At 42.2% G+C, this 25,426-nt stretch carries 19 protein-coding genes and 1 riboswitch; of the genes, 1 reads left to right on the top strand and 18 read right to left on the bottom strand.

Annotation, left to right across the window (positions count from 1 at the left end; translation table 11 throughout):
* Position 1 precedes the first annotated feature (1 nt).
* The 3 genes from EUBREC_RS02205 to EUBREC_RS02195 are packed head-to-tail and all read right to left on the bottom strand — an operon-like array spanning position 2 to position 3,011.
* Positions 2-838, bottom strand: coding sequence for a carbohydrate ABC transporter permease (locus EUBREC_RS02205; RefSeq protein WP_012741396.1), 837 nt, complete (start codon positions 836-838; stop codon positions 2-4).
* Positions 838-1,713, bottom strand: coding sequence for a carbohydrate ABC transporter permease (locus tag EUBREC_RS02200; protein WP_012741395.1), 876 nt, complete (start codon positions 1,711-1,713; stop codon positions 838-840). Before EUBREC_RS02200 ends, EUBREC_RS02205 begins: the two co-directional genes overlap by 1 nt.
* Positions 1,710-3,011, bottom strand: a complete 1,302-nt coding sequence (locus EUBREC_RS02195; RefSeq protein WP_012741394.1) for an ABC transporter substrate-binding protein — start codon at positions 3,009-3,011, stop codon at positions 1,710-1,712. The genes EUBREC_RS02200 and EUBREC_RS02195 overlap by 4 nt, the downstream gene beginning before the upstream one ends.
* A 188-nt stretch (positions 3,012-3,199) precedes the next feature.
* On the opposite strand from EUBREC_RS02195, the gene EUBREC_RS02190 reads away from it, so the two are divergent.
* A complete protein-coding gene (locus tag EUBREC_RS02190; RefSeq protein ID WP_012741393.1) occupies positions 3,200-4,042 on the top strand; it encodes an AraC family transcriptional regulator in 843 nt (280 codons plus the stop codon).
* A 2-nt stretch (positions 4,043-4,044) separates the two neighbouring features.
* Here EUBREC_RS02190 and EUBREC_RS02185 read toward each other — a convergent pair whose 3' ends face one another.
* The 15 genes from EUBREC_RS02185 to EUBREC_RS02115 all read right to left on the bottom strand — a co-directional run bounded on the left by EUBREC_RS02185 (position 4,045) and on the right by EUBREC_RS02115 (position 25,396).
* On the bottom strand, positions 4,045-5,085 hold the full coding sequence (locus EUBREC_RS02185; RefSeq protein ID WP_041253831.1) for a galactose ABC transporter substrate-binding protein: 1,041 nt from the start codon (positions 5,083-5,085) through the stop codon (positions 4,045-4,047).
* A 14-nt stretch (positions 5,086-5,099) separates the two neighbouring features.
* A complete protein-coding gene (locus tag EUBREC_RS02180; protein WP_012741391.1) occupies positions 5,100-6,155 on the bottom strand; it encodes a sugar ABC transporter substrate-binding protein in 1,056 nt (351 codons plus the stop codon).
* On the bottom strand, positions 6,152-7,945 hold the full coding sequence (locus EUBREC_RS02175; RefSeq protein ID WP_012741390.1) for a cache domain-containing sensor histidine kinase: 1,794 nt from the start codon (positions 7,943-7,945) through the stop codon (positions 6,152-6,154). The genes EUBREC_RS02180 and EUBREC_RS02175 overlap by 4 nt, the downstream gene beginning before the upstream one ends.
* Positions 7,926-9,530 (bottom strand): response regulator, encoded by a 1,605-nt coding sequence (locus tag EUBREC_RS02170; RefSeq protein WP_012741389.1) that lies wholly within the window; start codon positions 9,528-9,530, stop codon positions 7,926-7,928. The genes EUBREC_RS02175 and EUBREC_RS02170 overlap by 20 nt, the downstream gene beginning before the upstream one ends.
* A 258-nt stretch (positions 9,531-9,788) precedes the next feature.
* Entirely contained in the window at positions 9,789-11,438 is a 1,650-nt protein-coding gene (locus EUBREC_RS02165; RefSeq protein WP_012741387.1) for a galactose/methyl galactoside ABC transporter permease MglC, read from the bottom strand.
* Between the two features lie 18 nt (positions 11,439-11,456).
* Positions 11,457-12,965, bottom strand: coding sequence for a sugar ABC transporter ATP-binding protein (locus EUBREC_RS02160; protein ID WP_015515559.1), 1,509 nt, complete (start codon positions 12,963-12,965; stop codon positions 11,457-11,459).
* Between the two features lie 94 nt (positions 12,966-13,059).
* A complete protein-coding gene (locus EUBREC_RS02155; protein WP_012741385.1) occupies positions 13,060-14,343 on the bottom strand; it encodes a substrate-binding domain-containing protein in 1,284 nt (427 codons plus the stop codon).
* Between the two features lie 164 nt (positions 14,344-14,507).
* Positions 14,508-14,783 (bottom strand): GntR family transcriptional regulator, encoded by a 276-nt coding sequence (locus EUBREC_RS02150; protein WP_080515320.1) that lies wholly within the window; start codon positions 14,781-14,783, stop codon positions 14,508-14,510.
* A 296-nt stretch (positions 14,784-15,079) separates the two neighbouring features.
* A complete protein-coding gene (locus EUBREC_RS02145) occupies positions 15,080-15,355 on the bottom strand; it encodes a hypothetical protein (protein WP_022292540.1) in 276 nt (91 codons plus the stop codon).
* A 643-nt stretch (positions 15,356-15,998) separates the two neighbouring features.
* Complete coding sequence (locus tag EUBREC_RS02140) at positions 15,999-16,733, bottom strand: RluA family pseudouridine synthase (RefSeq protein ID WP_012741380.1); 735 nt, start codon at positions 16,731-16,733, stop codon at positions 15,999-16,001.
* 180 nt (positions 16,734-16,913) lie between these two features.
* A complete protein-coding gene (gene pflA / locus EUBREC_RS02135) occupies positions 16,914-17,663 on the bottom strand; it encodes a pyruvate formate-lyase-activating protein (protein ID WP_012741379.1) in 750 nt (249 codons plus the stop codon).
* A gap of 479 nt (positions 17,664-18,142) precedes the next feature.
* The gene (pflB, locus tag EUBREC_RS02130) at positions 18,143-20,395 is read right to left on the bottom strand and encodes a formate C-acetyltransferase (RefSeq protein ID WP_012741377.1); all 2,253 of its coding nucleotides are present in this window, start codon (positions 20,393-20,395) and stop codon (positions 18,143-18,145) included.
* 181 nt (positions 20,396-20,576) lie between these two features.
* A riboswitch (ZMP/ZTP riboswitch) is annotated at positions 20,577-20,656 on the bottom strand.
* A gap of 59 nt (positions 20,657-20,715) precedes the next feature.
* Complete coding sequence (gene rsmH / locus EUBREC_RS02125; RefSeq protein WP_012741375.1) at positions 20,716-21,765, bottom strand: 16S rRNA (cytosine(1402)-N(4))-methyltransferase RsmH; 1,050 nt, start codon at positions 21,763-21,765, stop codon at positions 20,716-20,718.
* A 97-nt stretch (positions 21,766-21,862) separates the two neighbouring features.
* Positions 21,863-23,248: an MATE family efflux transporter gene (locus EUBREC_RS02120; protein ID WP_012741374.1), complete on the bottom strand. Its 1,386-nt coding sequence runs from the start codon at positions 23,246-23,248 to the stop codon at positions 21,863-21,865.
* Between the two features lie 648 nt (positions 23,249-23,896).
* The gene (locus EUBREC_RS02115; protein WP_041253828.1) at positions 23,897-25,396 is read right to left on the bottom strand and encodes a sensor histidine kinase; all 1,500 of its coding nucleotides are present in this window, start codon (positions 25,394-25,396) and stop codon (positions 23,897-23,899) included.
* Between the last annotated feature and the right edge of the window lie 30 nt (positions 25,397-25,426).

The following is a 25,426-nucleotide window of genomic DNA, read 5'->3' as shown; positions in this document are numbered from 1 at the left end:
ATTATCCCTTGATTGCACCGTTTGCAACACCGTTTAATATCTGCTTTTGGCAGATTATATAGAATATAAGTATCGGTATCAAAGCCAGAATATATGATGCAAATGCCAGATTGTAGTTGGTTCCAAACTGTGTCTGGAAATTCAGCTGTGCCAGCGGCAGTGTATTCTGTCCTGTTCCTGACATGATGACAAGCGGTGTCATGACATCATTCCAGGTACCGAGTGCTGTCAGGATGGCTACTGTCGCATGCATAGGCTTCATCATAGGAAATACAACTCTCCAGTATGTTGTCCATGTGCTTGCGCCATCGATGTCTGCAGCCTCCTCAAGTGCCATAGGGATATTTTTCAAGTATCCACTATATAATAATACATTCATTGGCATGTAAAATACAAGATATAAAATAATAACTCCTGCCCTGTTTCCAAGTCCCATCTGCGCAGTCTGCTTTACAAGAGGCATCATGAGAATTGAGAATGGCACAAACATACCGCTTACAATGTAAAGATATATGAAACGGAAGCTCTTTTTCCTTGCCATGCCTCGTCCGATAACATATCCTGCAATCGAATGGATAAGGATTGCGAGAACAATGGTCACAATAGTGATAAGTAAGCTGTTTCCGAGAGAATGCCAGAAATCAGTCACCTTCATAGCCTCTGTGAAGTTTGAAAAGCTCCACTTTGAAGGGAATGAAAGAGCTCCTGCGACATCATTTGTCATCTCACTCGGTTTCTTGAAGGCAATGATAACAGCCATATACAGTGGGAAAAATACGGTTAAGGTTCCCAATATTAAAACGATGGTAAGTACCCAGTTTGATTTTTGTTTTTTCATTATAACTGCTCCTCCTTCTTATTCATAACGCCCATCTGGAATAGTGAAATAGCCACAATTACAACAAAGAAAATTACTGCGTTTGCACTCTGGAATCCAAACTGTCCTCCATCCATACCATTTCTGTAAATCAGGTATGAGATTGACTCAGTGCTCTGTGCCGGGCCGCCCTTTGTCAATGACATAATCTGGTCAAATACCATGAGGAAGTTCTTTGTGCTGAGCACCAGATTGATTGTAACAAACGGCATAACGAGTGGAAACGTAACCTTCCAGAACTGTTTCCATTTGCCTGCTCCGTCGAGCATGCTGGCTTCGTAAACATCCTCAGGCACTGTCTGCAGTCCGGATATATAAATGATTGTATTCATGGCAACCGCCTGCCATACCCCGACAATCAGCACGCCAATCCATGCATATTTTTCACTCGCCAGAATACTGTTTTGTAAGAAACCGATGTTGAAGGTATTTCCTACTACCGGCAGAATATATGTAAAAATAAAGCTGAAAATGTAACCAATAACCAGTCCGCCAAGGATATTCGGTACGAAATAAACACCTCTTAATGCACTCTTGCCGCGGATATTGCTGTTTAACGCAACTGCCATTACAAGGCTTAATACATTTACAAGTACGGTTCCTGCAATCGCATATTTAAAAGTAAACAGATAGCTCTTTCCGACTCTGGCGTCGGTAAACAGGTCTGTATAGTTTCTAAGTCCGACATAATCATATGAGCCATAGCCCTTGTAGTTTGTAAAGCTGTAAATCACACCCTTTATCATCGGCAGCGTGTTAAATGCGAAAAATAAAACCACAACAGGTATCACAACTGCCCAGAATGTCTTGTCCCTATTTGACATTTTCTTTTTCATTTTGCATCCTCCTGTTCCTTCTGGTAATCCTGTACTTCACGAATCAGATCTCTGTTGTAACGCTCCCAGTCTGAATCAAATTTCTTTAAGAACTTCTCTTTTGCATTGTCACCTGTGTCAAGCAGATATGTCTGAATCATGGCGTCCACGCTCATCTCACTTGGATAATGGTGATCCTGATAATCCGACATACGGTTGTCCTTTATATACTCCTGCATATCCTCCAGTGTATCAGGTATTGCGAAATCTCCCTCCTTGCAGGCAATTCCGCCCTGGTCATCCAGATATGTCTGAATTGTCTCATCGCTGTACAGATATTCAAGCACCTCGTATGCTGCTTCCTTATTTTTGCAGGCCTTCATAACTGAAAGCTGTAAATCTATTCCTGAATTTAACACATTGTCAGCCTCATTATCATTTGCCGGGAAAGTAAATGAACCGATATTCATATCAGGATTAACTGACTTAATCTGAGGAATAGCATAGCTTCCTATCGTGTACATGGCAGATTCACCTCTGGCAAAGGCTGTACATGCGTCATTGTAACTGTAAGCATATGGATTGTCCTCTGCATAATCAAGCAATGTACGTATCTTGTCGGCAACCGGAGAATATGCCTCCTCAAATGTCGTATTTCCCATATTTACCTGATTACAGGTGTCTGAATCACAAAGACCTACTGCAAGAGCATTCCACGGTGCCAGACAGGTCCATGTATCCTTAAAGCCCAGATACAAAGGAAGTGTTCCGCTTTCCTTTATCTCATCGCACAGTGCTGTAAACTCACTCCAGGTTGTAGGCACCTTCCAGCCATTCTCCGCAAACATATCCTTGTTGTAAAGTACTCCTGCTGCATTTGCGGCGTAAGGAAGTGCATAGGTGCCATCCTTTGGAATGAACTCAAGCTCCTTGTCCATATCCAGATATGCCTCTTTTACATTGTCCACTGCATCCAGATCTGAGATATCCTCAAACAAATCTGCATCCAGGAAATTTGAATAATTGATATCTCCACCTATTGCAATGATATCCGGATAATCCTCACGGATGAAGCGTGTCTTTAAAATAGTCATAGCCTCATTCGGAGATGAGATAGTCAGATGAATATCATCGTGAGTCTCATTAAATTGCTTCTCAATCTTCTCGAAAGCCTTAACAGCCTCCGGCTTATAAGAAACCACCTCAATCTCAGTTTTTCCGTCCGCCCGCTTTTCATTTCCACATCCGGTCAGTCCTGTCGTGCACATTCCGAGTGCCAGCACAACCGCCATAGCCTGACAAATCTTTCTTTTTGCCATATTTTTTCACTCCTTTTCTGTTTTATTTGCTCTTTTTCCTGATTAACTGATTATAACATACCATTATGCATACAATAAATACCCTTATTTTTGCTTTTTTATATCAATATGCTATAAAATATGTTATAATTGCATATAATGTCGCATAAGGATATATTTATAGTATTAATCAATAAGGAGTGACTAACATGGACAAGCTTTCCTTCAATATTTTTCCAAATGTAAATTTCATAGATTTGTGTATGTACCAGTTCGGCCACGAGCAGTGCGAACCGGGACACTCATTTGGTCCTGCCACAAGAAACCACTATCTATTCCACTATGTACTGTCCGGCACCGGCACTCTGATGGCCGATAATGCAAAGGGCATTACACAAACCTACAACATAAAAAGCGGGCAGGGCTTTCTGATTTTTCCCGGCCAGATAAATACCTATATCGCAGATGACAAGCTTCCCTGGGAATACATATGGATTGAGTTTGACGGTCTGCGCGTCAAGGAGGCTCTCACCACAACAGAGCTTACCAAAAATAATCCTGTATATCACACACACTCAAAGGATATCCGCGAAAAACTTGTTGAGGAAATGCTCTACATCACAAGGCACCCCTCAGAATCACCGTATCACCTGATTGGGCATATGTACCTTTTTCTGGATTATCTGATGCAGTCAGCCAAATCATCAAAACTCGTTCCGGGTGGGAAAATGAGTGATTTTTATATAAAAGAAGCAATGAATTATATCGAGCAGAATTTTCAGAATGATATCTCAATCGAAGATATTGCCGGAGTCTGCGGCATAAACCGAAGCTATCTGGGCAAAATTTTCAAAAATTCCGTTGGACATTCACCTCAGGAATTTCTCATGAATTATCGTATGATAAAGGCCACAGAGCTTTTAAAGCTGACCTCCTTATCCATCGCAGATGTTGGTTCTGCCGTTGGATACGAAAATCAGCTTCATTTCTCACGCGCCTTTAAAAATATCTACGGAGTGGCTCCGAGGGAGTGGAGGAACGAGCATAAATAAGCTCACTGTTCATCCTTCACAAATTCATTTACATTGTCAGGGGTCACCTTCTCATACGGCAGATAAACATACTTTTTATCCTCAAACTTTATGTTTTTCATGCTGCCCCCGGTGGCTGCCAGATAAGCAAGCTGAGCCATAGCCATTGCCTGTCCCTCCTTGTCATTGTAGACTGTTGCCGCAAGCTTCGACTGCTGCACTGCTTCAAGCCCATCGTCTGTGCCGTCCACTCCAAAAAATGCAGGTACATTCGACTCCGTCACACCAAGCTTTTCGTATGCGTCTATCGCTCCGAGTGCCATTGCATCGTTGTTTGCAATAACCAGCTCTATGCTGTTTTTATACTGACCTATAAGCTGTGTCATACGGTTCTGCGCCTGAGCACGATTCCAGTTTGCTATCTGACAGCTCAGCTTTTCTATCTGAAGACCGTTATTCTTCATGCTCTCTGTCACACTCTCTGTCCTGACGATGGCATCCTGATGTCCCATCTCTCCCTCCAGGATGACGTACTGTATCCTGCCATCACCGTTTTTATCCACACCCGGATTATTCTTTATATAATCGGCGATGAGTTCCCCCTGCATCTGACCTGACTGCTTTGCCTTGGCCCCGACATAGTACAGCTTATCCCAGCGATTTAAATCCTCATCAACCGGCTCCCTGTTAAAGAAAATAATCGGGATGTCCTTCTCCATTGCAGCATTTATAATATGCGACAAATCTGTTCTGTCTGCCAGATTAATACACAGCACATTGCAGCCGTCCTCTATCATCTCCTGCACCTGATCATCCTGTGCACGCTGTGAGCCTGCAGCATCCATGATTGTCATGCTGATATCGTATTTGTCTGTATCAAGACTTGCGCACTCCTTTTTGAAAGTTTCTATCAGCTCCCCGATAAATGTATCCTTCTGGTCATAACAGGTCACACCTATATATATCTGTTTTTTCTCGTCAACTCTTGTGTTGCTGCACGAGACAAATGACAATATCAGTGCAAAACACAGTATCATCATGGTATTTCTTATTCTGCTTCTCATTTATTGTTCCCCCACTACTGGCTGATTGCATACAAAAGCTTCTTGTTTTCTTCATCAAACAGATTTTTTCTGGTAAGAAGCTGGTAAGATACCGGCTTTTCCTCTACTGAATATTTTCTACTGCCACGCAGCATATCGACCAGTCCTACAACACTTTTGTATCCGGCAGCAAATTCATCAGGTGTGATAAGAGCCTCTGTCCAGCCCGAATCGAGATAATATATGGCTTCTGTTGAGTTTCCTATCCCATATACCAGTGCACCCTGCAGATTATTATCAGAGGCTTCCTTTGCCGCCTCAACCACACTTGCATCATCTATTGCAAGAACTATGTCAACCTTTCTCTGTGACTGCAGATTTATTTTCTCCCCGGTATCCGAAACACCTGATACAATCCACATCACAACACAGCCGCTCTCCGCAAGAGTATCCTTTATGCCATCAATGCGTTTTTTACAGGCATCGGATTCAGTGTTTTCACAATAGATTCCTATTTTTTTACCTGAAAGTGTTCCGTTGTTGTCAGCAAGAAGCTTTTGTGCCAGTTCCGTACCCATGCTGTACTGGTCAAACTCCACTGTATTTAACGACTTAAAGCTCTCGCTTCCCGCCTGGTCTCCGACAACCATTATCGGTGTCTTTTTATTTATCCGGATAAGTGTATTAAGGCTTTTTTCTTCTGTCATTTTTTCTGCTGTCGGCTTGAAAACGACCGCATCAGCTTTTTTGTTTATCTCCTGCTTTATGACATCAATTTCATCTGACATATTGTTCAGATTTTCCTTACTTATCATAACTACATCCACACCATACTCAGAGGCCGCCATTTTCATGCCATATTTAAACGCAGCACTGTGGCTTTCATCCACATCAGCCATCACAACTGCAATACGCTCCGGTTTCTCATTGAGCTTATTGTATGCGATAAAACCTATTCCTATCACAAGTAGTACTCCAAGTAGCAGCTCTGTTATGATGAAGTTTCTCTTATTCTTGCTCATATTTGTCCATTTATTTTTCACTGTCACTCTCACACCTCCCATGCAGCAAGGGAATTGTACTTGCTTCATACTATATGATGCTCCTCAAATTGAAGTCTGTTTTCCTCTGAATAGACAATTGCCGGGATTTTGATTGTCACAACTGTTCCCTCATCAAGCTCACTTTCTATATGCAGGCCATAGCGCTCTCCAAACAGTATCTTTATCCTGTTATTTACATTGACAAGCCCTACTCCCGAGCCCTTCTTGTGAACCCTGTCCGTATTTGTCAGCAAAAACGGAATTTCATTCTCCGGAATGCCCATTCCGTTGTCTGATACCGTTATGATGATATCCTCTCCCACTTTTTGGCCTCCGACTACTATCTCTCCGAAATCGTCCAGCTCTCTGATTCCGTAATTTAGTGCGTTTTCCAAAATCGGCTGAAGCACCAGCTTCACCGCACAGTAGTCCATTATTTCCTCGTCTACCTCAAAGCTCACCTCAAATTTGTTCTTATAGCGCACCTTCTGAATATTCATGTAGCTTTTTGCGTGCAAAAGCTCATCTCGTACAGGTATTATGGTATGTCCCTTCGACAGACTGATACGGAAAAGTTTTGCAAGCTGCGTAATCATAAACGAGGCCTCCTCGTTTTTGCCTCCTTCAATCATCCATGTGATGGAGTCAAGAGTATTATACAAAAAGTGCGGATTAATCTGGCTTTGAAGCACATCAAGCTCGCTCTTTCGTCTCTCGTTCTGCTCCCATACGATCTTTTTCATGAGCTCATTGTTCTGCTTATATGAATTACGTATAGAGTATCCCAGATGCCGTATCTCTGAGGAACCACCTACATAAATATCTGCTTCATTGCCATTCTCATACCTTTTCACAGAATCATCCAGCTTCATTATCGGCTTTGAAATACGTATAGCTATCACTCTGTTTATCCACACAAACATCATAGCCATAATAATCATTATAACAAAAACAAACTGCTTCACATCCGCCATCTTATTGGTAAAGATGGAGTATGGCATCACACATACAAGCTTCCAGCCTGTGTAGCTGATTGTATCTACCATAATCTTACGATGCACTCCATTCAGATAATCATCATATATACTGTTTTGCGACTTTGCCGCAACATCGCTGTTTTCCGGAACATCTCCATCAAACTGTATCTGATGCGGATGGTAAATAATATTGCCCTTTGCATCACACAGATAATAATACTGTCCTTTTCCCGATGTATTTATCCTCTCAAGCATCCTTGATACACTCGAATAATCCATGTCCACAAGCATCACACCCATCTGTGATTCTGAACCTGAGGTCAGCTCCACGGCACGGCTTGATGATATGACCAGATGATATCTCATGGAACCATCGTCAAACAGATTCTGTACATGAGGTGTTGAAAAATGTATATTTTCCATGCGCTCCATAGCTTCTATGAACCAGTCCTGTTTTGTCACATCCGGGTCCTCCTTCTGGGACACAACAGGCTCTGCAGCTATAAGGCTTCCATACTGATTATACAAGGCAATACTGCGCAGATATTCCTTGTTTGACTCATAGAGCAGGCTCATGCCATCGTGTATGCTGTCAGACTGCTTTAAAATATCATTCTCCTTTATTACATTATAATACGCCGCATCCGAAACCTGCCTCATATTGACCAGATAGCTTTCCACACTGTCTATTGTCTGGTCCATCACCTTATGATTGCTCTCTATGATACTGTCCTGCGATGCATCGGCAAATTTTATATACATCACCACAACTGTGACAAGCATTATTGCAAACGACAGCAGTGAGAATGAGAGCATTATTATGGATTGTATATTGCCTGATTTATACCTTATTCTTCTCATACTCTGTCCTGTACCTGGATGGGGAAACCCCATACTTTCTCTTAAAAACATAACTGAAATAGTTCGGATCCGCATAGCCTACATTCTGGGCTATGACATAGCTCTTGTCGTCTGTCTCCACAAGCATTCTGGCAGCCTTGTCCATTCTGTAATCAGTCAGATACTCCACAAACGAGCTGCCGGTTTCCTTCTTGAACAGACTTGAAAAATACGAGTTAGATACTCCTAATTCCTTACATGTATCGTCAAGTCCAAGGTCCACACTTCTGTAATTCCTGTGCACATAATCCTTTGCACTGTCTATGAGTGACTTCTTGGAGTTGTATCTGGCATCAGCCATATCGTCGTGCAGCCTGCTTGAAAAATCCAAAAGCCACTGCTTGAGCACCACCGGCTCAAAATTGGAGAGCTCATTATAAAGCCTGCCTACACTTCCCGATATTTCCTGCGCATTTAGCTCATTATTGCTCATGAAATGATATAACTCACTGATCAGCTCCATTACTGCCACATGGTAGTTCTCAAGTGACTGCTGCGACATAAAATTGTGCTGCATATACGCCTCAACAGCCTGTCCCACATCCTCTATCTTGCCGATACAAATCATTTTAAATAAATTTGACAGCTCATTTCCCTCATCGCCATCCTTTGATATACGTCGCTGTGGCTCAACCTCTGTCATGTTTATTGCCCTGTTGCTGCCATAAAGCACCCTGTAGGATACTGCCTCCCTCGCACTCTGATAAGAGCTCACCAGCTCCTGTACATTTTCGCACACCTGTCCGATTCCGACAGTTACCTTTGCTCCCATTACATGATTTACATATTTGCAGAATCTGTCGCACTCATCTGTCAGCTCAGAGATATCCTCCTGCTGCACAAGCTGGGCTATCATGACCGTATCACCGAGATAGTTAAAAATCCTGCCATTCCAGCGCTCCTTTAAATCAGCCTGTGCCTGTCGCTCTACTGACACTGCAAGCAGTCTGATATCCATGCCCTGCGGCATCTGACTTGCGGAGGTATGTATGATAATACAGCAGTAATATGGTCCCTCAAGCACAATCTTATAGTCACGCATGTACCTGCCCAGCTCATTTTCCGGTATGCGTCCCTCGATAAGTGTCGTATAAAAGTTTGACTGCAAAACAGGCAGTGATGCTGCATAATACTGCTTCAATATGTCTGTGTTTTTCTTCTCGTTCAGCTCATCATCCAGCTTTGTCTTAAGCTTTTTGAATACCTCTGTGATTTCAGCCAGATTGAGTGGCTTTAAAATATACTCCTCTATCTCGAGATGTACTGCCTCCTTTGCATACTCAAAATCGTCAAAGCCTGTGAAAAGCAAGAGCTTCGTCGCAGGAAACCTCTGCCTGATGTTACTGCACAGCTCAAGTCCGTCCATGTAAGGCATACGTATGTCAGTCATCACAACATCCGGCTGCATGTCCTCCATCATCTCAAGCGCCTTGAAGCCATTTCCCGCATGTCCTACAACATGAAAACCAATCTGCTCCCAGGATACCTTTCTCTCGATTACCTCTATTACATCCTCTTCGTCATCAACCAGTAATAATGTATACATTTTATGTCTTCTCCCTGCTTGTAATTATTGAACTGCATACACCATAAAATCCGTGTGTAGCATAAATTTATCCCCCGGATAATAAAATCTGTCTGTATAGTATTATATCATATATGATATCTTCTTTTGTAGCTTTAAATAAACAAAAGTGTAATTCCAAAAGTATAACTGTCCACACAACAAAATTAAAGCAGAGATGCCACCCTGACATCTCTGCTGATCATTTTGGAAGTATGAAAAAGAAATTTTCTTGCGATATTATTTCTTCTGAACGTATTTCAGACAGTCAAGTGTAACTGCTACAAGAATGATAATTCCTGAGAATACGAACTGAAGGTTTGTATCAATACCAAGGATTGTAAGAGAGTATGTGAGTGCTGTGAAGATACATACACCGGTTACAACACCTGATATCTTACCGATACCACCTGTGAATGATACACCACCAACTACACAGGCTGCGATTGCGTCCATATCCCAGCCCTGTCCATAAGCTGCTGAACCTGAACCAACCATTCTTGCACACTCAAGCCATGAGCCAAATCCATAAAGGATACCGGCCATCACGAATGCGCCGAGAGTTACTGCAAATACTGAGATACCTGAAACTGCTGCTGCCTCCGGGTTTCCTCCTACTGCGTAGAGGTTTTTACCAAATGTTGTCTTGTTCCAGATAAACCATACAATTGCGATTGCTGCTACTGCCCAGAGGATGATGGTTGGGAAACCATTTAACTTTGGAATAATCATGTTAGGAATAACCGGCTCAATAGCACCGAATGAAACTCCCTTTGTAGCATATGTTACGATACCGAAGATAACAAGCATGTTGGCCATGGTTGAAATAAACGGATGCATCTTAAACTTCGCTGTAAAAAATCCTGCAATACTTGTGAAGAATGTACAAAGCACGATACATGCAAGTAATGCGATAACCACTCTTGCACCTGTTGGTACTCCTGTAAAGTCAAATATATGACCGAATACAGAACCTGTATTAATACCCTGATGCATGATGATTGTGGCTGTTGTCATACCCATACCAACCATTCGTCCAACAGAAAGGTCCGTTCCTGTTAAGAGGATAAGTCCTGCAACACCAAGTGCTAAGAACATTCTCGGTGAAGCCTGCTGAAGAATATTCAGTATGTTGTTGTATGTCAGAAGAGGTGTGCCCTTCTTTATCGGTGTTATGACACAAAGCGCTATGAATATAAGTATAATTGCAATATAAAGACCATTCTGTAACAGGAAGTTTCTCCTATTGAACGTATACTTGTAATTCTCCCATTTCTGAGCTCTTTTCTCCATAAATGTGAACTTTGAAAGACGAAGCATATCAATCAGGTGATACTTGTAGCTGTATGCCTCATGCTTTTTGTCCTTGATCGTCTGATACTCTTTCTCGAGCTCAAGCTTCTCATTGGAAATACGATTCTTGTGTACGTAGTTTTCTTCCTTTATCTCAGTACTGTCTGATGTCTTTGCAAGAGCAGCCTTGTGCTTTTTATCAAGCTCTGCCATTCTCTCATTATGAGCAGCAAGCGCCTCTGCCTTTTCCGCCTCACAGCTTGCCTTAACGGCATTGTAATACTTTGAATCAAAATTTTCCTTTAAATAGCTTTCAGCCTTGGCAATGAGCTTTGAAATCTCATCCTTGTTCTTTGCCTCAACAGCCTTTGCCTTTGCAAGCTCTTTCTCGCAGGCTGCTATTTCTGACTCTTTCTCGCCCTTTGAAAGAGTTTTATCTCTCTTGATGCCTGCTATCGCTGACTGACACTCTACAACCTTTGTAGTTCCGTCTTTTCTGAGTGCATCAATTTCTTTTTGTATTCCACCAACATATTCGTCGATAGGCTGGCGCAGAGCACGCTCCTGCTCAGCCGTTAAAATCTTACTATTAGCCATATCCGTCTTCTCCCTTTATTATAGGTACTTTGCACTGAGTCTCAGCAGTTCTTCCTGATTGGTTTCCTTTGTATTGACAATTCCTGAGAGTCGTCCGTTTGACATGACTCCGATACGATTTGTTATACCAAGGATCTCAGGCATCTCAGATGAAACTACAATGACTGTCTTACCCTGCTTTGCCATATTGATTATCAGCTCGTAAATCTCATATTTGGCACCTACATCGATACCTCTTGTAGGCTCATCCATCATGAATATCTGCGGTCCTCTTTCAAGCCATTTACCAAAGATAACCTTCTGCTGGTTTCCTCCTGACAGAGCCGAAATCATATCCTCCGGTCCCATACACTTTGTGTGCATAATCTTTATCTCATCAGAGGTGGCCTTTGTCATCTTGCTGTCTGAAAGTGCCGGTCCATTCTTATAAGCACCGAGATTTGCGATTGTTGTGTTAAAGGTGAGGTTTCCCTTAAGGAAAAGTCCATTTGCTTTTCTTTCCTCTGTGATAAGTGCGAAGCCATAGTCCATAGCCTCCTTTGCACAGGTGAAATTCATAAGCTGGTTCTTAAAATATACTCGTCCCGCAGCTCTTGTCCTGATTCCGAAAATCGTCTCAAGAAGCTCTGTACGACCTGCTCCGACAAGTCCGTATAGTCCAAATATCTCCCCCTCATGCACATCAAATGTGATGTCCTGCAGATGTGGCTCGTACTTTGTCGAAAGATGCTGTATTGACAAGATTACATCCTTTGGTTTGTTGTCTACCGGAGGGAATCTGTTCTCCAGTACTCGTCCAACCATCGCTGCAATCAGTTCATTCATATTTGTTTCTTTTGTGCTCTTTGTCATGACCAGATTTCCATCTCTAAGAACTGAAATCTCATCACATATCTCAAAAATCTCATCCATCTTGTGAGAAATATAGATAAGTGAAATACCCTGGTCACGAAGCATCCTCATCATCTGGAACAGCTTTTCAACCTCCTGTACCGTAAGTGATGATGTAGGCTCATCCAATACTATAACCTTTGAGTTGTATGATATTGCCTTTGCAATCTCACACATCTGTCGCTGTGATACTGACATATTTTTCATCGGCTGCTCGAGATTAACTGTCATTCCCAGCTTTCTGAATAATTCAGACGCTTCTTTTTTCATGCGTCCCTCATCAATCATACCAAATGAATTGACCGGATATCTTCCGAGAAACAGATTGTCTACGACATTTCTCTCAAGACACTGGTTCAACTCCTGATGCACCATCGCTATTCCATTTTCCAGTGCATCCTTAGGACCCGAAAAGCTTACCTCTTTTCCGTCCAGATATATAGTTCCCTCGTCCTTCTGGTATGTACCAAAAAGACATTTCATCATTGTCGACTTACCGGCTCCGTTCTCCCCCATGAGACCCATTACAGTACCTTTTTTCACATCTAAATTGATGTGGTCAAGAACCCTGTTTCGTCCAAATGACTTGCTCATGCCACGAATCGATAAGATGTTTTCATTATTCTTATCGCCCATACTTCCTGCTCCTAACTCTATATTTGCTGTCGTCTGTATACACTTTATTTTGGGGAGAGATTTTTCCCTCCCCAACTAAGTGCTTTAAATACTTTTACTGGTTCAAAAGAGCTGTATAAGAAGCTGCATTATCTGTCTTAACCATGTTGATTGCGAATGCATCGTACTGGCTTGGATTTCCAAGTCTGTTTGTGATATTAGACTCTGTCTGTCCATCACCACCGATGTACTCAACATCAAGATTTAAGAGATCATCATACTTCTGTAAGAGTGGCTGATATGTAGAGCTTAAGAAGTTATCTGAAGCATTGTAGATATTCAGCCATACCTTCTTTGTAGGGTGCTTTGCTGAATCAAGCTGTGTTGAAACAGGTGCCCATACAACTGTTGAATCTGTGAAATCCTTGTAGTTATCTGCTGTAACTGCTACGTTTAATGCGTAGTAAGATCTCTCATCATCCTTGTAAACATATACATCATCGCTTAATACGTTTCCTGCATCATCCTCTGTGCCGATACCTGTATCAATATCTACACCATCGAGTGCGTTTCTAAGTACACGAAGTGTGAGGTAAGCCTGAACGTCAGCATGCTGGCTGATTGTTCCGCCATAGCCCTCTGCGATAGCTGCTACTGCATCACTGTTGGCATCGTATCCGAATGTTGGAACCTTGTTGTCCTTTGACCATGCATTGAACATTGACATTCCCATTCCATCGTTGTTAGAAACAACTACGTCGATTGACTCGCCAAATGATGATGACCATGTTCCGATTGCATTTCCTGCTGTAGCTGCATCCCATGTAGCTCCTGCTGAGTTCTTCATCTCCTGTGAAGCAAGCTCTCTTACTACATAGTCTTTGCCGTTTACAGTAATCTTGCCGTCCTGAACCTCAGCTGCTTTTCCGTCTGAGTTTGTTCCTGCCGGAGCACTGTCAATCTCGCCGCTCTTGTCTACGCCTGTTCCAAGAGCTTTACGAACACCTCTTGTTCTTGCAATTGAATCGTTGTGTCCGATATCACCGATTGCAAGTACATATCCGATAACGCCATCCCCATTTCTGTCGATCGTATCAATGTTCTTCTCGATATACTCTTTTACCATTTCTCCCTGAAGTTCAGCTCCCTGATTAGCATCGAAACCTACATAATAGGTATCCTTGTTGTAGTTGAGTGCTGTTGTGTCAAGCTCTCCTGTTGAGCTGTTTGATGGCTGACGGTTGAACCACACAAGTGGCTTGTCCTTGTTTGCAACATCAGATGTCGATGTGCTGCTTCCCCCTTTCTGTGTACCAGAAGAACCCCCATCTGATCCACAAGCGGCCATTGACGCTGCCATAGCAGCTACCATCATGATTGCAACAAATTTTTTCTTCATATATTTTTGTCCCCCTTTGTTTTGTTGGTAAGGCTAGTATACAAAAATATTTCGGGAATCACTATAGAATATTTTTCGATAAACATTAAAAATTTTACTGTTTTTCGTCATGTAGACGAAAATTTTCTAGTTTTTATTTTTTCGCTACGTCATATTGTTCAGCTTCAACAAAAACGGGCTTTCCGCTTTGTCCTTATTACTTCCTTTGCTCCGTCACTCACAAACATTCCAATCCCTCTTTTCTTATACAAAATTCCTGCATCCACAAGTATATTTATGCCCTTTGCCGCTGTAGACGGATTTATCGCATACAGCTTTGCAAGCTCGTTTGTGCTCGGCACGCGCTCATCCTCCAAAAGCACATCCCGCAGTATGTCGTTTTCTATCATTTCGCTTATCTGAATATAGATTGATTTCTCCTGATTCAGAATTTCATTCACATGCTCCGCCTCTTTTCTATACAAATAGAAAACGTTATACGTATGGCTGTATGTACAGTTTACGTTTGGTATATGGTTAAGTATGCTGTACGTATAAAATACTTAGAACAAGTTGTCAGTGATTGAATGAATTACGGGTACAAAAAAGCACCATTTATAGGTGCTGAAAATAAAGAAAACTATAAGCAATACTTATTGTAGCATGTGTAAATTTACACTTCAATCACAGAGATGTGCCAATATTATGTCATAGCATAATAAAAGGGATTAGATGAACACTATCTAATCCCTAAAGGTTATGGTGTAACGATATTTAGTTTCTCTATTGCAACTTCAGTGTCAAGTACATTATTCTCAAAGAAATAGAAAGTAATTTCTTGACCAGCCTCTAAATGTGTAATGTCGAGAGATGATTTGTTGCAATTTAATGTAATATTGGTACCATCAAAAAAATTATTTTTTTGACTGATATCAACACAGATTTTTTTTTGAGAGTTATCTATGGATGTGATGATACCGTTTGAATGGAACCAATGAGTATTATCATCTCCGGAAATAGCATTTTCTTCCATAATAGAATCTCCTTTCATGGAACCATTTTTATGTATGAATATCACAACAATTCCGCTTAATATTAATACAAATATTAGAATAAGTAGTCGCTTTTTTTTATCCATTAAAAGTTGTACCTCGCAAATCAGTCCAGTTTCCAAAATCTAAATTTAAATATCGTACATATTCATTCCAACCATCAAATACCATTAAAGTATGGAGTTGATTTCCAGAGCTTTTGCTTTGTATAGTGGCATATCCCTGAACAGCCATGGAATGACCGGAACGTATGTTATCATCTTCATTAATTATTCCGTTGCAGAATTCTTACCGCTTTTTAATCAGGAGTGCGCACTTGTTCCGCAATTACCTACTTGTTGTACTTTTTATTATCGTAACTATCCAGAACCACCACACACATTCACAAAACCGCACGATATTTGTACTTTATCTGCACTCTGTTTAGCATCGCTGCTACACAGCTAATTTCGCTCATATTTGCGGTATGGTTGCATGGTTAACCACTCAAGTAACTAACCTATGAACTTATAATAGATAATATAAATAATATTGTCAACTGTATTTTTCTCCATATAAAAAAGACCATACACTCAGTTGTTTTCTGAATGTATGGTCTTTTAATTCATATTATTCCCAACAGCACTATGGTAGTTCAAATGTCATTCTCTCACCTGTAGCAGGATGGTCAAAAACAATTTTATATGAGCAAAGTGCAAGCTGTTCCCTTACACCGCCACAGGTGCGTCCTGATTTGCTTCCCGTTCCTGAATTATTTGAGGCAGGCTTCCCATACTTGGTATCCCCAATCAGAGGATAGCCGATATGTGCAAGCTGCAAACGTATCTGATGATGCCTTCCTGTGAGCAGCTTTATGTCAAATTCTGTTCTAATGCATTCATTTTGTGAGCTGTCCCTATCCGGCGTCACTGATATCACCCTATACTGAAGCACTGCTTTTTTTGCCAGCCTGTCTTTTTCGCTTGTAATTTTTGATGTATTGGTACGCTTGTCAAATGAGATATAATCTGTAAGAGTATGCCATGCCGAGTCATGATTATCTTCTTCCTTATCTGCTCCCGACACTCCCTGCCCTCTGCTTGCCGCACGATAATATTTCTCGGTTGTATGCTCCTTTATTTGTCTGCTTAAAGAAGCCGCTGCTTTCTGATTCTTGGCAAATACCATCACTCCCTCTACCGGCTGGTCGAGCCTGTGCACTATGCCGACATAAGGCGGCTCATTTTTAGCCGCCCTGTAATTTCTTATGAAACTCTCCATATCCTGCTGCCCTATACGCCTGGTCTGTGTAGCAATTCCCGCCGGCTTGTAGCAGATGATAATGTCGTTGTCTTCGTAAATGATATCTGGTTTTCCCATGTTGTAACTCCCGCAAATTGTTATTGTAAATTTTAAATGTTCAGTACATTTACAGTTGCGATACGCAAGCATATAGCCAAGTGTCACCTCACATACAAACGAAGGCAGCATCGGTGTAAAATAATAGTTACTTATTATATTTTATCAACTTAATGAGTTGTTAGCAATGATATTTAAAAACTAATTCTGACAATTTAATATTCTTTTTGCACATTCTATCTGTTCCTTTGTCGGAGGTTCCACCCCCTCAAGCTGGTATGGTATACCAAGCTCCTTCCACTTGAACACCCCAAGTGTGTGGTACGGCAGCACCTCAACCCTGTCCACGGTTTTAAGTGTGTCGATAAACTCTCTAAGCTGATTTAAATATCTCTCATCCGTGGTGATTCCAGGCACAAGCACATGACGTATCCACATTTTTTTACCGTTTTTTGAGAGATATTGTGCCATATCAAGGATATTCTTATTTGTCTGTCCCGTAAGCTTTTTGTGCTCCTCGTCATCTATATGCTTGATGTCCAGCATGAAAAGATCTGTATATTTCATCAGCTCATTAAATTTGCCGAAGAACGGTTCTTCCACGGTAAACGGATTTCCTGATGTGTCAAGGCATGTGTTTACACCTTTTTCCTTTGCAAGCTTAAATAGCTCTGTGACAAAGTCTATCTGCAAAAGTGCTTCACCTCCGCTTACTGTAATGCCGCCTGTTTGCTTCCAGTACGCTTTATAGCGCATGGCGGTCTTTAGCACCTCCTGCGGTGTCATCAGCTTTGCACCGTCATTTTCGCCGCATTTGGCCCATGTATCCGGATTGTGGCAGTATTTACAGCGCATATTGCAGCCCTTCAAAAATACTATATATCTCACTCCCGGGCCGTCGGCTGAACCGAAGCTTTCTACCGAGTGTACTCTTCCTAGTGTTTCTCCCATGTTTTTCCTCCTTTAGGTTGTTGTTGCTGCTACTTTTATTTTTATGGTACGGAATTTTCGGCAACCCGCCGACCGGGACTTTGCAATGCTCAGGTTCTTCGGGCTAAGAGGCTGTATGAATTATGATTTTGGTTTTCTATGCTTGACGCGACCGGCTTTTACGCGCCTTCCGAAAATTCCTTACGCTGTGGTGTTATTTAGAAAATCAGAATATGCAGGCACTTGGCCTGCACATTCTGGAATATCTATAATTGTATATTAACTCTGTAAATTTATATCACATACATAATATATGGCATATCCTAATATGATCTACGAATTGCTCCGTTGCCCTGCAACTTACGCAATTCTACAACCATTCGCAATCCGCTTCTTTTCTTACGAAAATCGCTTCTTGCTCATGTTTGTTCGGGTCACAAGAGCATACTACTCTTTCTGCAAGCAGAATCGTAGTACACTCTGTGACACCTTAGATCATATTACATTCTCTCGTGGCATGTACGTGAGATTACATCGAGCTGCTGCTCTCTTGTGAGGTCGATGAACTTAACTGCGTATCCTGATACTCGGATTGTGAAGTTTGCGTACTCCTCCTTCTCAGGATGCTCCATTGCATCGATGAGCTTCTCTTTACCGAATACGTTTACATTGAGGTGATGTGCACCCTGATCGAAGTATCCGTCCATTACGTTTACAAGGTTGTCAATTCTCTCACCCTCGTTGTTTCCGAGTGCTCCCGGGTTGATGGTCTGTGTATTTGAGATTCCATCAAGTGCCCACTCATATGGAAGCTTTGTGAGTGAGTTTAAGGATGCGAGAAGTCCGTTCTGCTCTGCGCCGTATGATGGGTTTGCTCCAGGTGAGAGTGGCTCTCCGGCTTTACGTCCGTCAGGCATTGCTCCTGTAGCTTTTCCGTATACTACGTTTGATGTAATTGTAAGGATTGATGTTGTAGGCTCTGAATCACGGTATGTGTGATGCTTCTTTAACTTGTCCATGAATGTCTTAAGAAGCCATACACCGATTTCGTCCGCGCGGTCATCATCGTTTCCGTATTTAGGGAACTCTCCCTCAATTTCGAAATCCTTTGCCAGTCCGCTCTCGTCACGTACTACTTTAACCTTTGCATATTTGATTGCTGAAAGAGAATCGATTACGTGTGAGAATCCTGCGATTCCTGTTGCGAATGTTCTCTTTAAGTCTGTATCCATGAGTGCAAGCTCTGCTGCCTCATAGTAGTATTTGTCATGCATGTACTGGATAAGGTTTAATGTATTTACATAAATGTCTACTAACCAGTCCATCATCTTGTCGTATTTCGCCATTACCTCGTCATAGTCAAGGTACTCTGCTGTGATAGGTGCGTAGTTTGGTCCTACCTGCTCACCTGATTTCTCATCAACACCACCGTTGATAGCGTAGAGGAGACATTTTGCAAGGTTCGCACGTGCTCCGAAGAACTGCATTTCTTTACCTGTCTGTGTTGCAGATACACAGCAGCAGATTGCATAATCATCGCCCCATACAGGCTTCATTGCATCATCGTTCTCATACTGGATTGAGCTTGTCTCAATTGAGATGCGGGCTGCATAATCCTTGAAGGTCTGAGGAAGCTTTGATGAGTAGAATACTGTGAGGTTTGGCTCCGGTGCAGGTCCCATGTTCTCTAATGTATGGAGGAAACGGAAGTCTGTCTTTGTAACCATTGAACGTCCGTCCACACCTGTTCCTGCCACGTCAAGTGTTGCCCATACAGGATCACCTGAGAATAACTGGTTGTATGAAGGGATACGTGCAAATTTAACCATACGAAGCTTCATTGTAAAATGGTCAATGAGCTCCTGTGCTTCCTGCTCTGTGAGGATGCCCTTGTCCATATCTCTCTTGATGTAAATGTCAAGGAATGTAGATACACGTCCTACTGACATTGCTGCACCATTCTGTGTCTTGATTGCTGCAAGGTATCCGAAGTATAACCACTGAACTGCCTCTTTTGCGTTTGTTGCAGGTCTTGAGATATCATATCCGTAAATCTCTGCAAGCTTCTTCATATCCTCAAGACATTTAATCTGCTCTGCGATTTCCTCTCTTAAACGGATAACATCATCTGTCATCTGTCCACAGCCACAGTTTGCCTTATCCTTCTTTTTCTCCTCGATGAGATAATCAAGTCCGTATAACGCTACTCGACGGTAATCGCCCACGATACGTCCACGGCCGTATGTGTCAGGAAGACCTGTAAGGATCTTTGCATGACGGACCTTCATCATCTCAGGTGTGTATGCATCGAATACTGCTGTGTTGTGTGTCTTATGATATTTTGTGAAAATCTCCTTGAGCTTGTCGCTTACATTGTAACCATATGTCTCAGCAGCCTGCACCGCCATCTTGATTCCACCGTAAGGCATGAATGCTCTCTTTAACGGCTTATCTGTCTGAAGACCTACAATCTGCTCGAGGTCCTTTAATGACTCATCTATATATCCAGGGCCGTAAGCTGTGATTCCTGTTACAACCTCTGTCTCCATGTCAAGAACTCCGCCCTTGGCACGCTCCTCTTTCTGTAATTTCTGGAGTGCATCCCACAGCTTGTTTGTAGCATCTGTCGGATCAGCTAAAAAGCTCTCGTCTCCGTCGTATGGAGTGTAGTTGTCCTGAATAAACTGACGGACGTTGATTTCCTCTTTCCAAAGACGTCCTTCAAATCCATCCCACTCTTTCATTTCTATCATTGTAATATCCTCCTTAAAATGTGTGAATGTTACTTCGTTTGATTAGTTTTGTTTAACTGTGGTTAGTATATACTTACTACAGTATTTTTGTCAATATCCATGTTGTTTCTTTTGAGATACATTCCCTAGTTATTTACACGACTATGGCTGATTTTATAATCAAAAAGAGCCGGCTGTCCGGGTTTATCGCCCAGACGGTCGGCTCTTATTTGTTATATTTCATGTGGTTATTCCACTTATCCGTCAGTCATATAACACGTTCATAGTAGACTATTTTTCTCAATAAAGCAATAGGTTTTTAGAACTATTTTTATTCTTTTCTATTCCGCACGGACCGCCCAGCGCATCTTCGTGGACCTGGCACGTCCGTTCTGAGCACATTCCTGTGCTGATGGACGAATCACATCCTTGGAATAGTCGCTGTATATTCCTGCTTTATATCCTGCCTTGAGTGCCTTTTTGACCAGCTTGTCCTCTCCTGAATGGAAGGTAAGGATGGCAGCTCTTCCTCCGGGCTTTAATGCTCCCGGAAGCTTTTCCATAAACTCATATAGCACCTCAAACTCATGGTTTACGTCTATGCGGAGCGCCTGGAATGTGCGCTGACAGGTCTTTTTGATTATGTCCTTCTTATCCTTTTCAGGCAGAAAATCGAGTGTCTGCTCTATAATGTGACGAAGCTTTGTGGTCGTACCTATGCGGTTCCCCTTCCTGATCTCGTCTGTGATAGCCTTTGCAAGCTCCTCGCAATACGGCTCATCTGAGTTCTCATAGAGCATACCTGAAAGTTCCTCACGGGATATATTATCAAGCCGCTCTGCCGCACTGATACCGGCATTTGGATTAAGACGCAGATCCAGCGGTCCATCCACCTTAAACGAAAAACCACGCTCAGGATTATCTATCTGCATTGATGAAACTCCCAGATCGGCAAGTATGAAATCAAAGCCTCCTACTTCCTTTGCAATCTCATCTATTGTGCAGAAGTTTTGAAGCTTTATGGTGAGAATATCCTCTCCAAAGCCTGCTTCAGCGAGACGCTTTTTTGTCTTTTCAGACTCGATTGGGTCAACATCTGTAGCAAACATATGTCCCTGTCCTTCAAGCTTTTCAAGCATTGCCCTTGTGTGGCCACCGTATCCGAGTGTGGCATCAAAGCCTGTCTGTCCCGGCTTTATGTCCAGAAAATCTATGATTTCTTTTACCATTATGGATATGTGCATGCCCGCAGGGGTATTTCCCTTGCTGATGACATGCTCAATTGTATCCTTGTATTTCTCCGGATTTAATTCCTTGTATTTTTCCTCAAATTTTTTGGGATATTTTCCGCTATAATGCACGCGGCGCTTGTGCTGTTTTTCTTCGCTCATTTTATGCTCCGTTTCATTCTGGGTTAGAACTGTTACGCTGACTTTTGCTACAGTATAACTTTTATTTTACTTTTCCGCAAGATAATGACTTACATTCCTATACCATCTGCACGAGCCACACGTCGCTTTTCACCATGAAGTATCCGATGACTACCTTTATCAGCTCTGTGGCCTGCACAAGGAAGTACACTGCTACTATGCCAATTGCTGTGTATTTGGCGAGCACAAATGCCACCGGCACCACTATCACCCACGTAAATACGGAGTCAAACAGAAATGTGACCAGTGTCTTGCCGCCTGAGCGGAGTGTGAAATACGACGAATGTGTAAATGCACAAAACGGCATAATTATCGCTGATACCGCTATGAAGCTTGTTGCGAGTGACTTGATTTCATCTGTTGTGTTATATATCTGAGGGAAAAATCCGCCTACCAGAAGCATGACCGCCGCCATTACAGAACAGCAGAACACACTGAACACTATCATCTTGTTATCCGCATCCTTTGCCTTTTCAAGCTCACCGGCTCCAAGATACTGCCCTACAACTATGCTGATGCATGCGCCAAGCTGTATAAACACGATATTGAAAAGGTTTGTTATCGTTGTCGCAATGTTTAAACCTGCGATTACCGAGAGTCCTCGTACTGAATAGCACTGTGTAACCGTTGTCATGCCTGCTGCCCATAAAAGCTCATTGAGCATGAGTGGCAGTCCCTTGATGAATATAGTCTTAAACTCACCAAACGGCATTCCTATTCCTCTGTAAGCGCCCTCGAGATATCTATTCTTATCCCTGTTTTTATGCGCCCACAGCACAACTATTATTGTCTCAATATATCGCGACATCACAGTGGCAATAGCGGCTCCCGCCACACCCAGCTTTGGTATCGGTCCTATTCCGAAGATGAGCAGAAAATCAAGCACCGCATTGCTTCCAACTGCTGCAAAGCTTGCAACCATCGGTACAAAAGTCTGTCCTGTTTCCTTTATGTTTGTCGCATAGGCCTGCGTCACCGCAAACGGTATGAGACCTATCATAACAATTTCCAGATATTCCTTTCCATATGCCAGTGCTACCTCCGTGGCACCGTTTCCTGCCGTATCTGTCAGATAAAGTGATATGAAACCTGTTCCGTTCGTGATAAACAGTGTCATCGCTATTGCTGTAACAAGCAGCGCTGCATACAGCTTGAATCTGAAGGAATACATATGCCCCTTATGATTTCCCTTGCCAAAATACTGTGCTCCGAATATACTTGCCGCTGACACCGCCCCAAACACTGCCAGATTGTACACAAATATGAGCTGGTTTACGATTGCTACTCCCGACATCTGCTCTGTACCAAGCTGTCCTACCATAATGTTGTCCAGAAAGCTTACCAGATTTGTGATTGCATTCTGGATTATCATTGGTATGGCCAGCATGAGATAGCGCTTATAAAATGCTTTGTCTCCTATATATTTTTGTCTGAATTTATGCATATTTGTCCCCCTTTCGATTTCTCCATGGTCCTTTCGTGCAATGTTACTATTCTACTACGTCAGACTTTATTTTTCAAATATTTTATGTGTTTTTCCTTAACTTATTTTAGGATTCAGAATTTTGTATCATAATGGCCATGGGGCGGGGCGTAAGTCACAGAGTCCGGGTGGGCACGCCACGCTCTCGCTTCCGCTACGCTTCGCAGCTAAGATTCTGTACGAATTATGCCTTGGGGTTTTTCTATGCTTGACGAAACCGGCTTTTATGCGCCGTCCATGGCGCATAACGCCTTGCCCAGCCGTCCATGGCTGGACATTTCTAGGTTTCATGGGCATAATTCTACAGCTTCTAAGCTGCTCCGCTATTCGCGTCCGCGAGAGCGTGGCATGCCCACCCGGACTCTGTGACTTACGCCCCTTACGTTGTGGTTGGTTTTAATTTTTATTATATCTGCGTCCTATTATAAACGGCACCGAAAACTATTATATCGAAGCTATTGTATAATAACAGTACTATTTTCCAATAATTAAAGCTCCCGACTGACAACACTATTTGCGTTGTCAATCGGGAGCTCTTAATTTTAAATTCTAATATCTAACTGTTATAATTATAGCTTTACTTTTTATGTCAATATCCTGTTTATTTGTTTACTGTCGGTTCATATCCTGTGTTTCCTGATACTTTCTGATTACGAAAAACATGGTAGTTCCATCACCCTCTTTGCTGGTAGCCCATATCTTGCCGCCGTGATCCTCTATAATCTTCTTTACGATGGAAAGTCCTATGCCGCTGCCTCCGGTAGCCGAATTTCTCGACGCATCCGCTCTGTAAAATCTGTCAAAAATATATGGCATATCTCTCTGGTTGATTCCTCGTCCATTGTCCTCGATTTCAACCTGTATGAAGTCACCAACATCATTTATCCTGATATCTATATAGCTTTGTGTCTTGTTCATATACTTCACCGAATTGCCGACTATATTATTAATCACACGGCGAATCTGCTCCGGATCAGCAATGATAAGCACGTTGCTATCCACATGATTCTCATATGAAAGCCTGATATTTTTTGCCTCAAGATCGAGTCCTATTTCCTCAACACAGTCGTTAAAATAATCTGTGACATTTATCTTCGCAAAATTATATGGAATCCTGTTCGTATCAATCTTCGAGTAAAGTGTCAGCTCATTAATGAGCTTATCCATATCGTTTGCCTTATTGTAAATGGTCCTGACGTATTTATCTACCTTTTCAGGGGTGTTTGCCACTCCGTCAAGTATGCCCTCGGCGTAGCCCTTTACCGCTGTAATAGGAGTCTTTAAATCATGTGCGATATTACTGATTAACACTCTGTTTTCAGACTCATTCGTCACCTTTTCCTCGGCATTTTTCTTGAGGCGGGCACGCATCTGCTCAAACGCAGTACACAGCTCGCCAATCTCTCCGTCGCTCGGGCTCGTCTCAAGCTCAAAGTCCAGATTACCATCCTTGATATTTTCAGCGGCAATACGCAGCCTCTCTATCGGTGTGATGATACTCCTGTATATCCACACTATAAGCATGGCAGCCGTAGTAAGAAGTATCAATACTAGTGCAAATGCTCCCTCCATCAAAACAGTCCTGACCTCAGGGATCACGCACGCAGTTGATGTCACTATGTAAAGACTCGCCTCGTCACCATCACTGTCACGAAAATTAAGCTGCTTTATGAGCACCTTGTCATCACTGTCCATATAGCTGCTCACATCAGAGCTGCTCTGCTTATTGGATATTCGCGGAAGCTTTCTCAAAATATCATCATTGTCAATTCCACCATTGAAAATGAGCTCTCCTTCACTTTTCACTATGAGATATGAATACTTCTTCTCCAGCTTCTTATTTATCTTAGTCAGATAATCACTATCAAGAAGCCTGGATGGTTCTATGAGCGATGTCTTCTCGAGCTCATCATATGTGCGCCCTGTCACCTTGTTCAGAAACTGTACTGTGTCAGTGAGCGCGAGCATGCCCGCATCCTCCATGCCATATGTCTTGTTTATGGCCTTTAGCTGAATCTTATTGAAACCCACAAGCACTATACTGGTGAGCACAACAGGCACAAAAATAATTATGCAGAATGATATAGCAAGTTTTGTTTTTATCTTCATAGTATTCTCCATTTGAATAAATTAATAAGC

It is taken from the genome of Agathobacter rectalis ATCC 33656, assembly GCF_000020605.1.
Lineage (GTDB): Bacteria > Bacillota > Clostridia > Lachnospirales > Lachnospiraceae > Roseburia > Roseburia rectalis.
Note: the sequence above shows the minus strand (reverse complement) of the source record. Positions and strands in the feature narration are given on the sequence as shown.

Excerpts from the sequence above, each read along its gene's own strand:
- rsmH (WP_012741375.1), bottom strand. The coding sequence starts at position 21,765 with ATGAGCGAAGAAAAACAGCACAAGCGCCGCGTGCATTATAGCGGAAAA.
- EUBREC_RS02180 (WP_012741391.1), bottom strand. The coding sequence starts at position 6,155 with ATGAAGCAAGTACAATTCCCTTGCTGCATGGGAGGTGTGAGAGTGACA.
- EUBREC_RS02200 (WP_012741395.1), bottom strand. The coding sequence starts at position 1,713 with ATGAAAAAGAAAATGTCAAATAGGGACAAGACATTCTGGGCAGTTGTG.
- EUBREC_RS02170 (WP_012741389.1), bottom strand. The coding sequence starts at position 9,530 with ATGTATACATTATTACTGGTTGATGACGAAGAGGATGTAATAGAGGTA.
- EUBREC_RS02120 (WP_012741374.1), bottom strand. The coding sequence starts at position 23,248 with ATGCATAAATTCAGACAAAAATATATAGGAGACAAAGCATTTTATAAG.
- pflB (WP_012741377.1), bottom strand. The coding sequence starts at position 20,395 with ATGATAGAAATGAAAGAGTGGGATGGATTTGAAGGACGTCTTTGGAAA.
- EUBREC_RS02155 (WP_012741385.1), bottom strand. The coding sequence starts at position 14,343 with ATGAAGAAAAAATTTGTTGCAATCATGATGGTAGCTGCTATGGCAGCG.
- EUBREC_RS02165 (WP_012741387.1), bottom strand. The coding sequence starts at position 11,438 with ATGGCTAATAGTAAGATTTTAACGGCTGAGCAGGAGCGTGCTCTGCGC.
- EUBREC_RS02185 (WP_041253831.1), bottom strand. The coding sequence starts at position 5,085 with ATGAGAAGCAGAATAAGAAATACCATGATGATACTGTGTTTTGCACTG.
- EUBREC_RS02205 (WP_012741396.1), bottom strand. The coding sequence starts at position 838 with ATGAAAAAACAAAAATCAAACTGGGTACTTACCATCGTTTTAATATTG.
- pflA (WP_012741379.1), bottom strand. The coding sequence starts at position 17,663 with ATGGGAGAAACACTAGGAAGAGTACACTCGGTAGAAAGCTTCGGTTCA.
- EUBREC_RS02175 (WP_012741390.1), bottom strand. The coding sequence starts at position 7,945 with ATGAGAAGAATAAGGTATAAATCAGGCAATATACAATCCATAATAATG.
- EUBREC_RS02160 (WP_015515559.1), bottom strand. The coding sequence starts at position 12,965 with ATGGGCGATAAGAATAATGAAAACATCTTATCGATTCGTGGCATGAGC.
- EUBREC_RS02190 (WP_012741393.1), top strand. The coding sequence starts at position 3,200 with ATGGACAAGCTTTCCTTCAATATTTTTCCAAATGTAAATTTCATAGAT.
- EUBREC_RS02115 (WP_041253828.1), bottom strand. The coding sequence starts at position 25,396 with ATGAAGATAAAAACAAAACTTGCTATATCATTCTGCATAATTATTTTT.
- EUBREC_RS02140 (WP_012741380.1), bottom strand. The coding sequence starts at position 16,733 with ATGGGAAAACCAGATATCATTTACGAAGACAACGACATTATCATCTGC.
- EUBREC_RS02145 (WP_022292540.1), bottom strand. The coding sequence starts at position 15,355 with ATGGAAGAAAATGCTATTTCCGGAGATGATAATACTCATTGGTTCCAT.
- EUBREC_RS02195 (WP_012741394.1), bottom strand. The coding sequence starts at position 3,011 with ATGGCAAAAAGAAAGATTTGTCAGGCTATGGCGGTTGTGCTGGCACTC.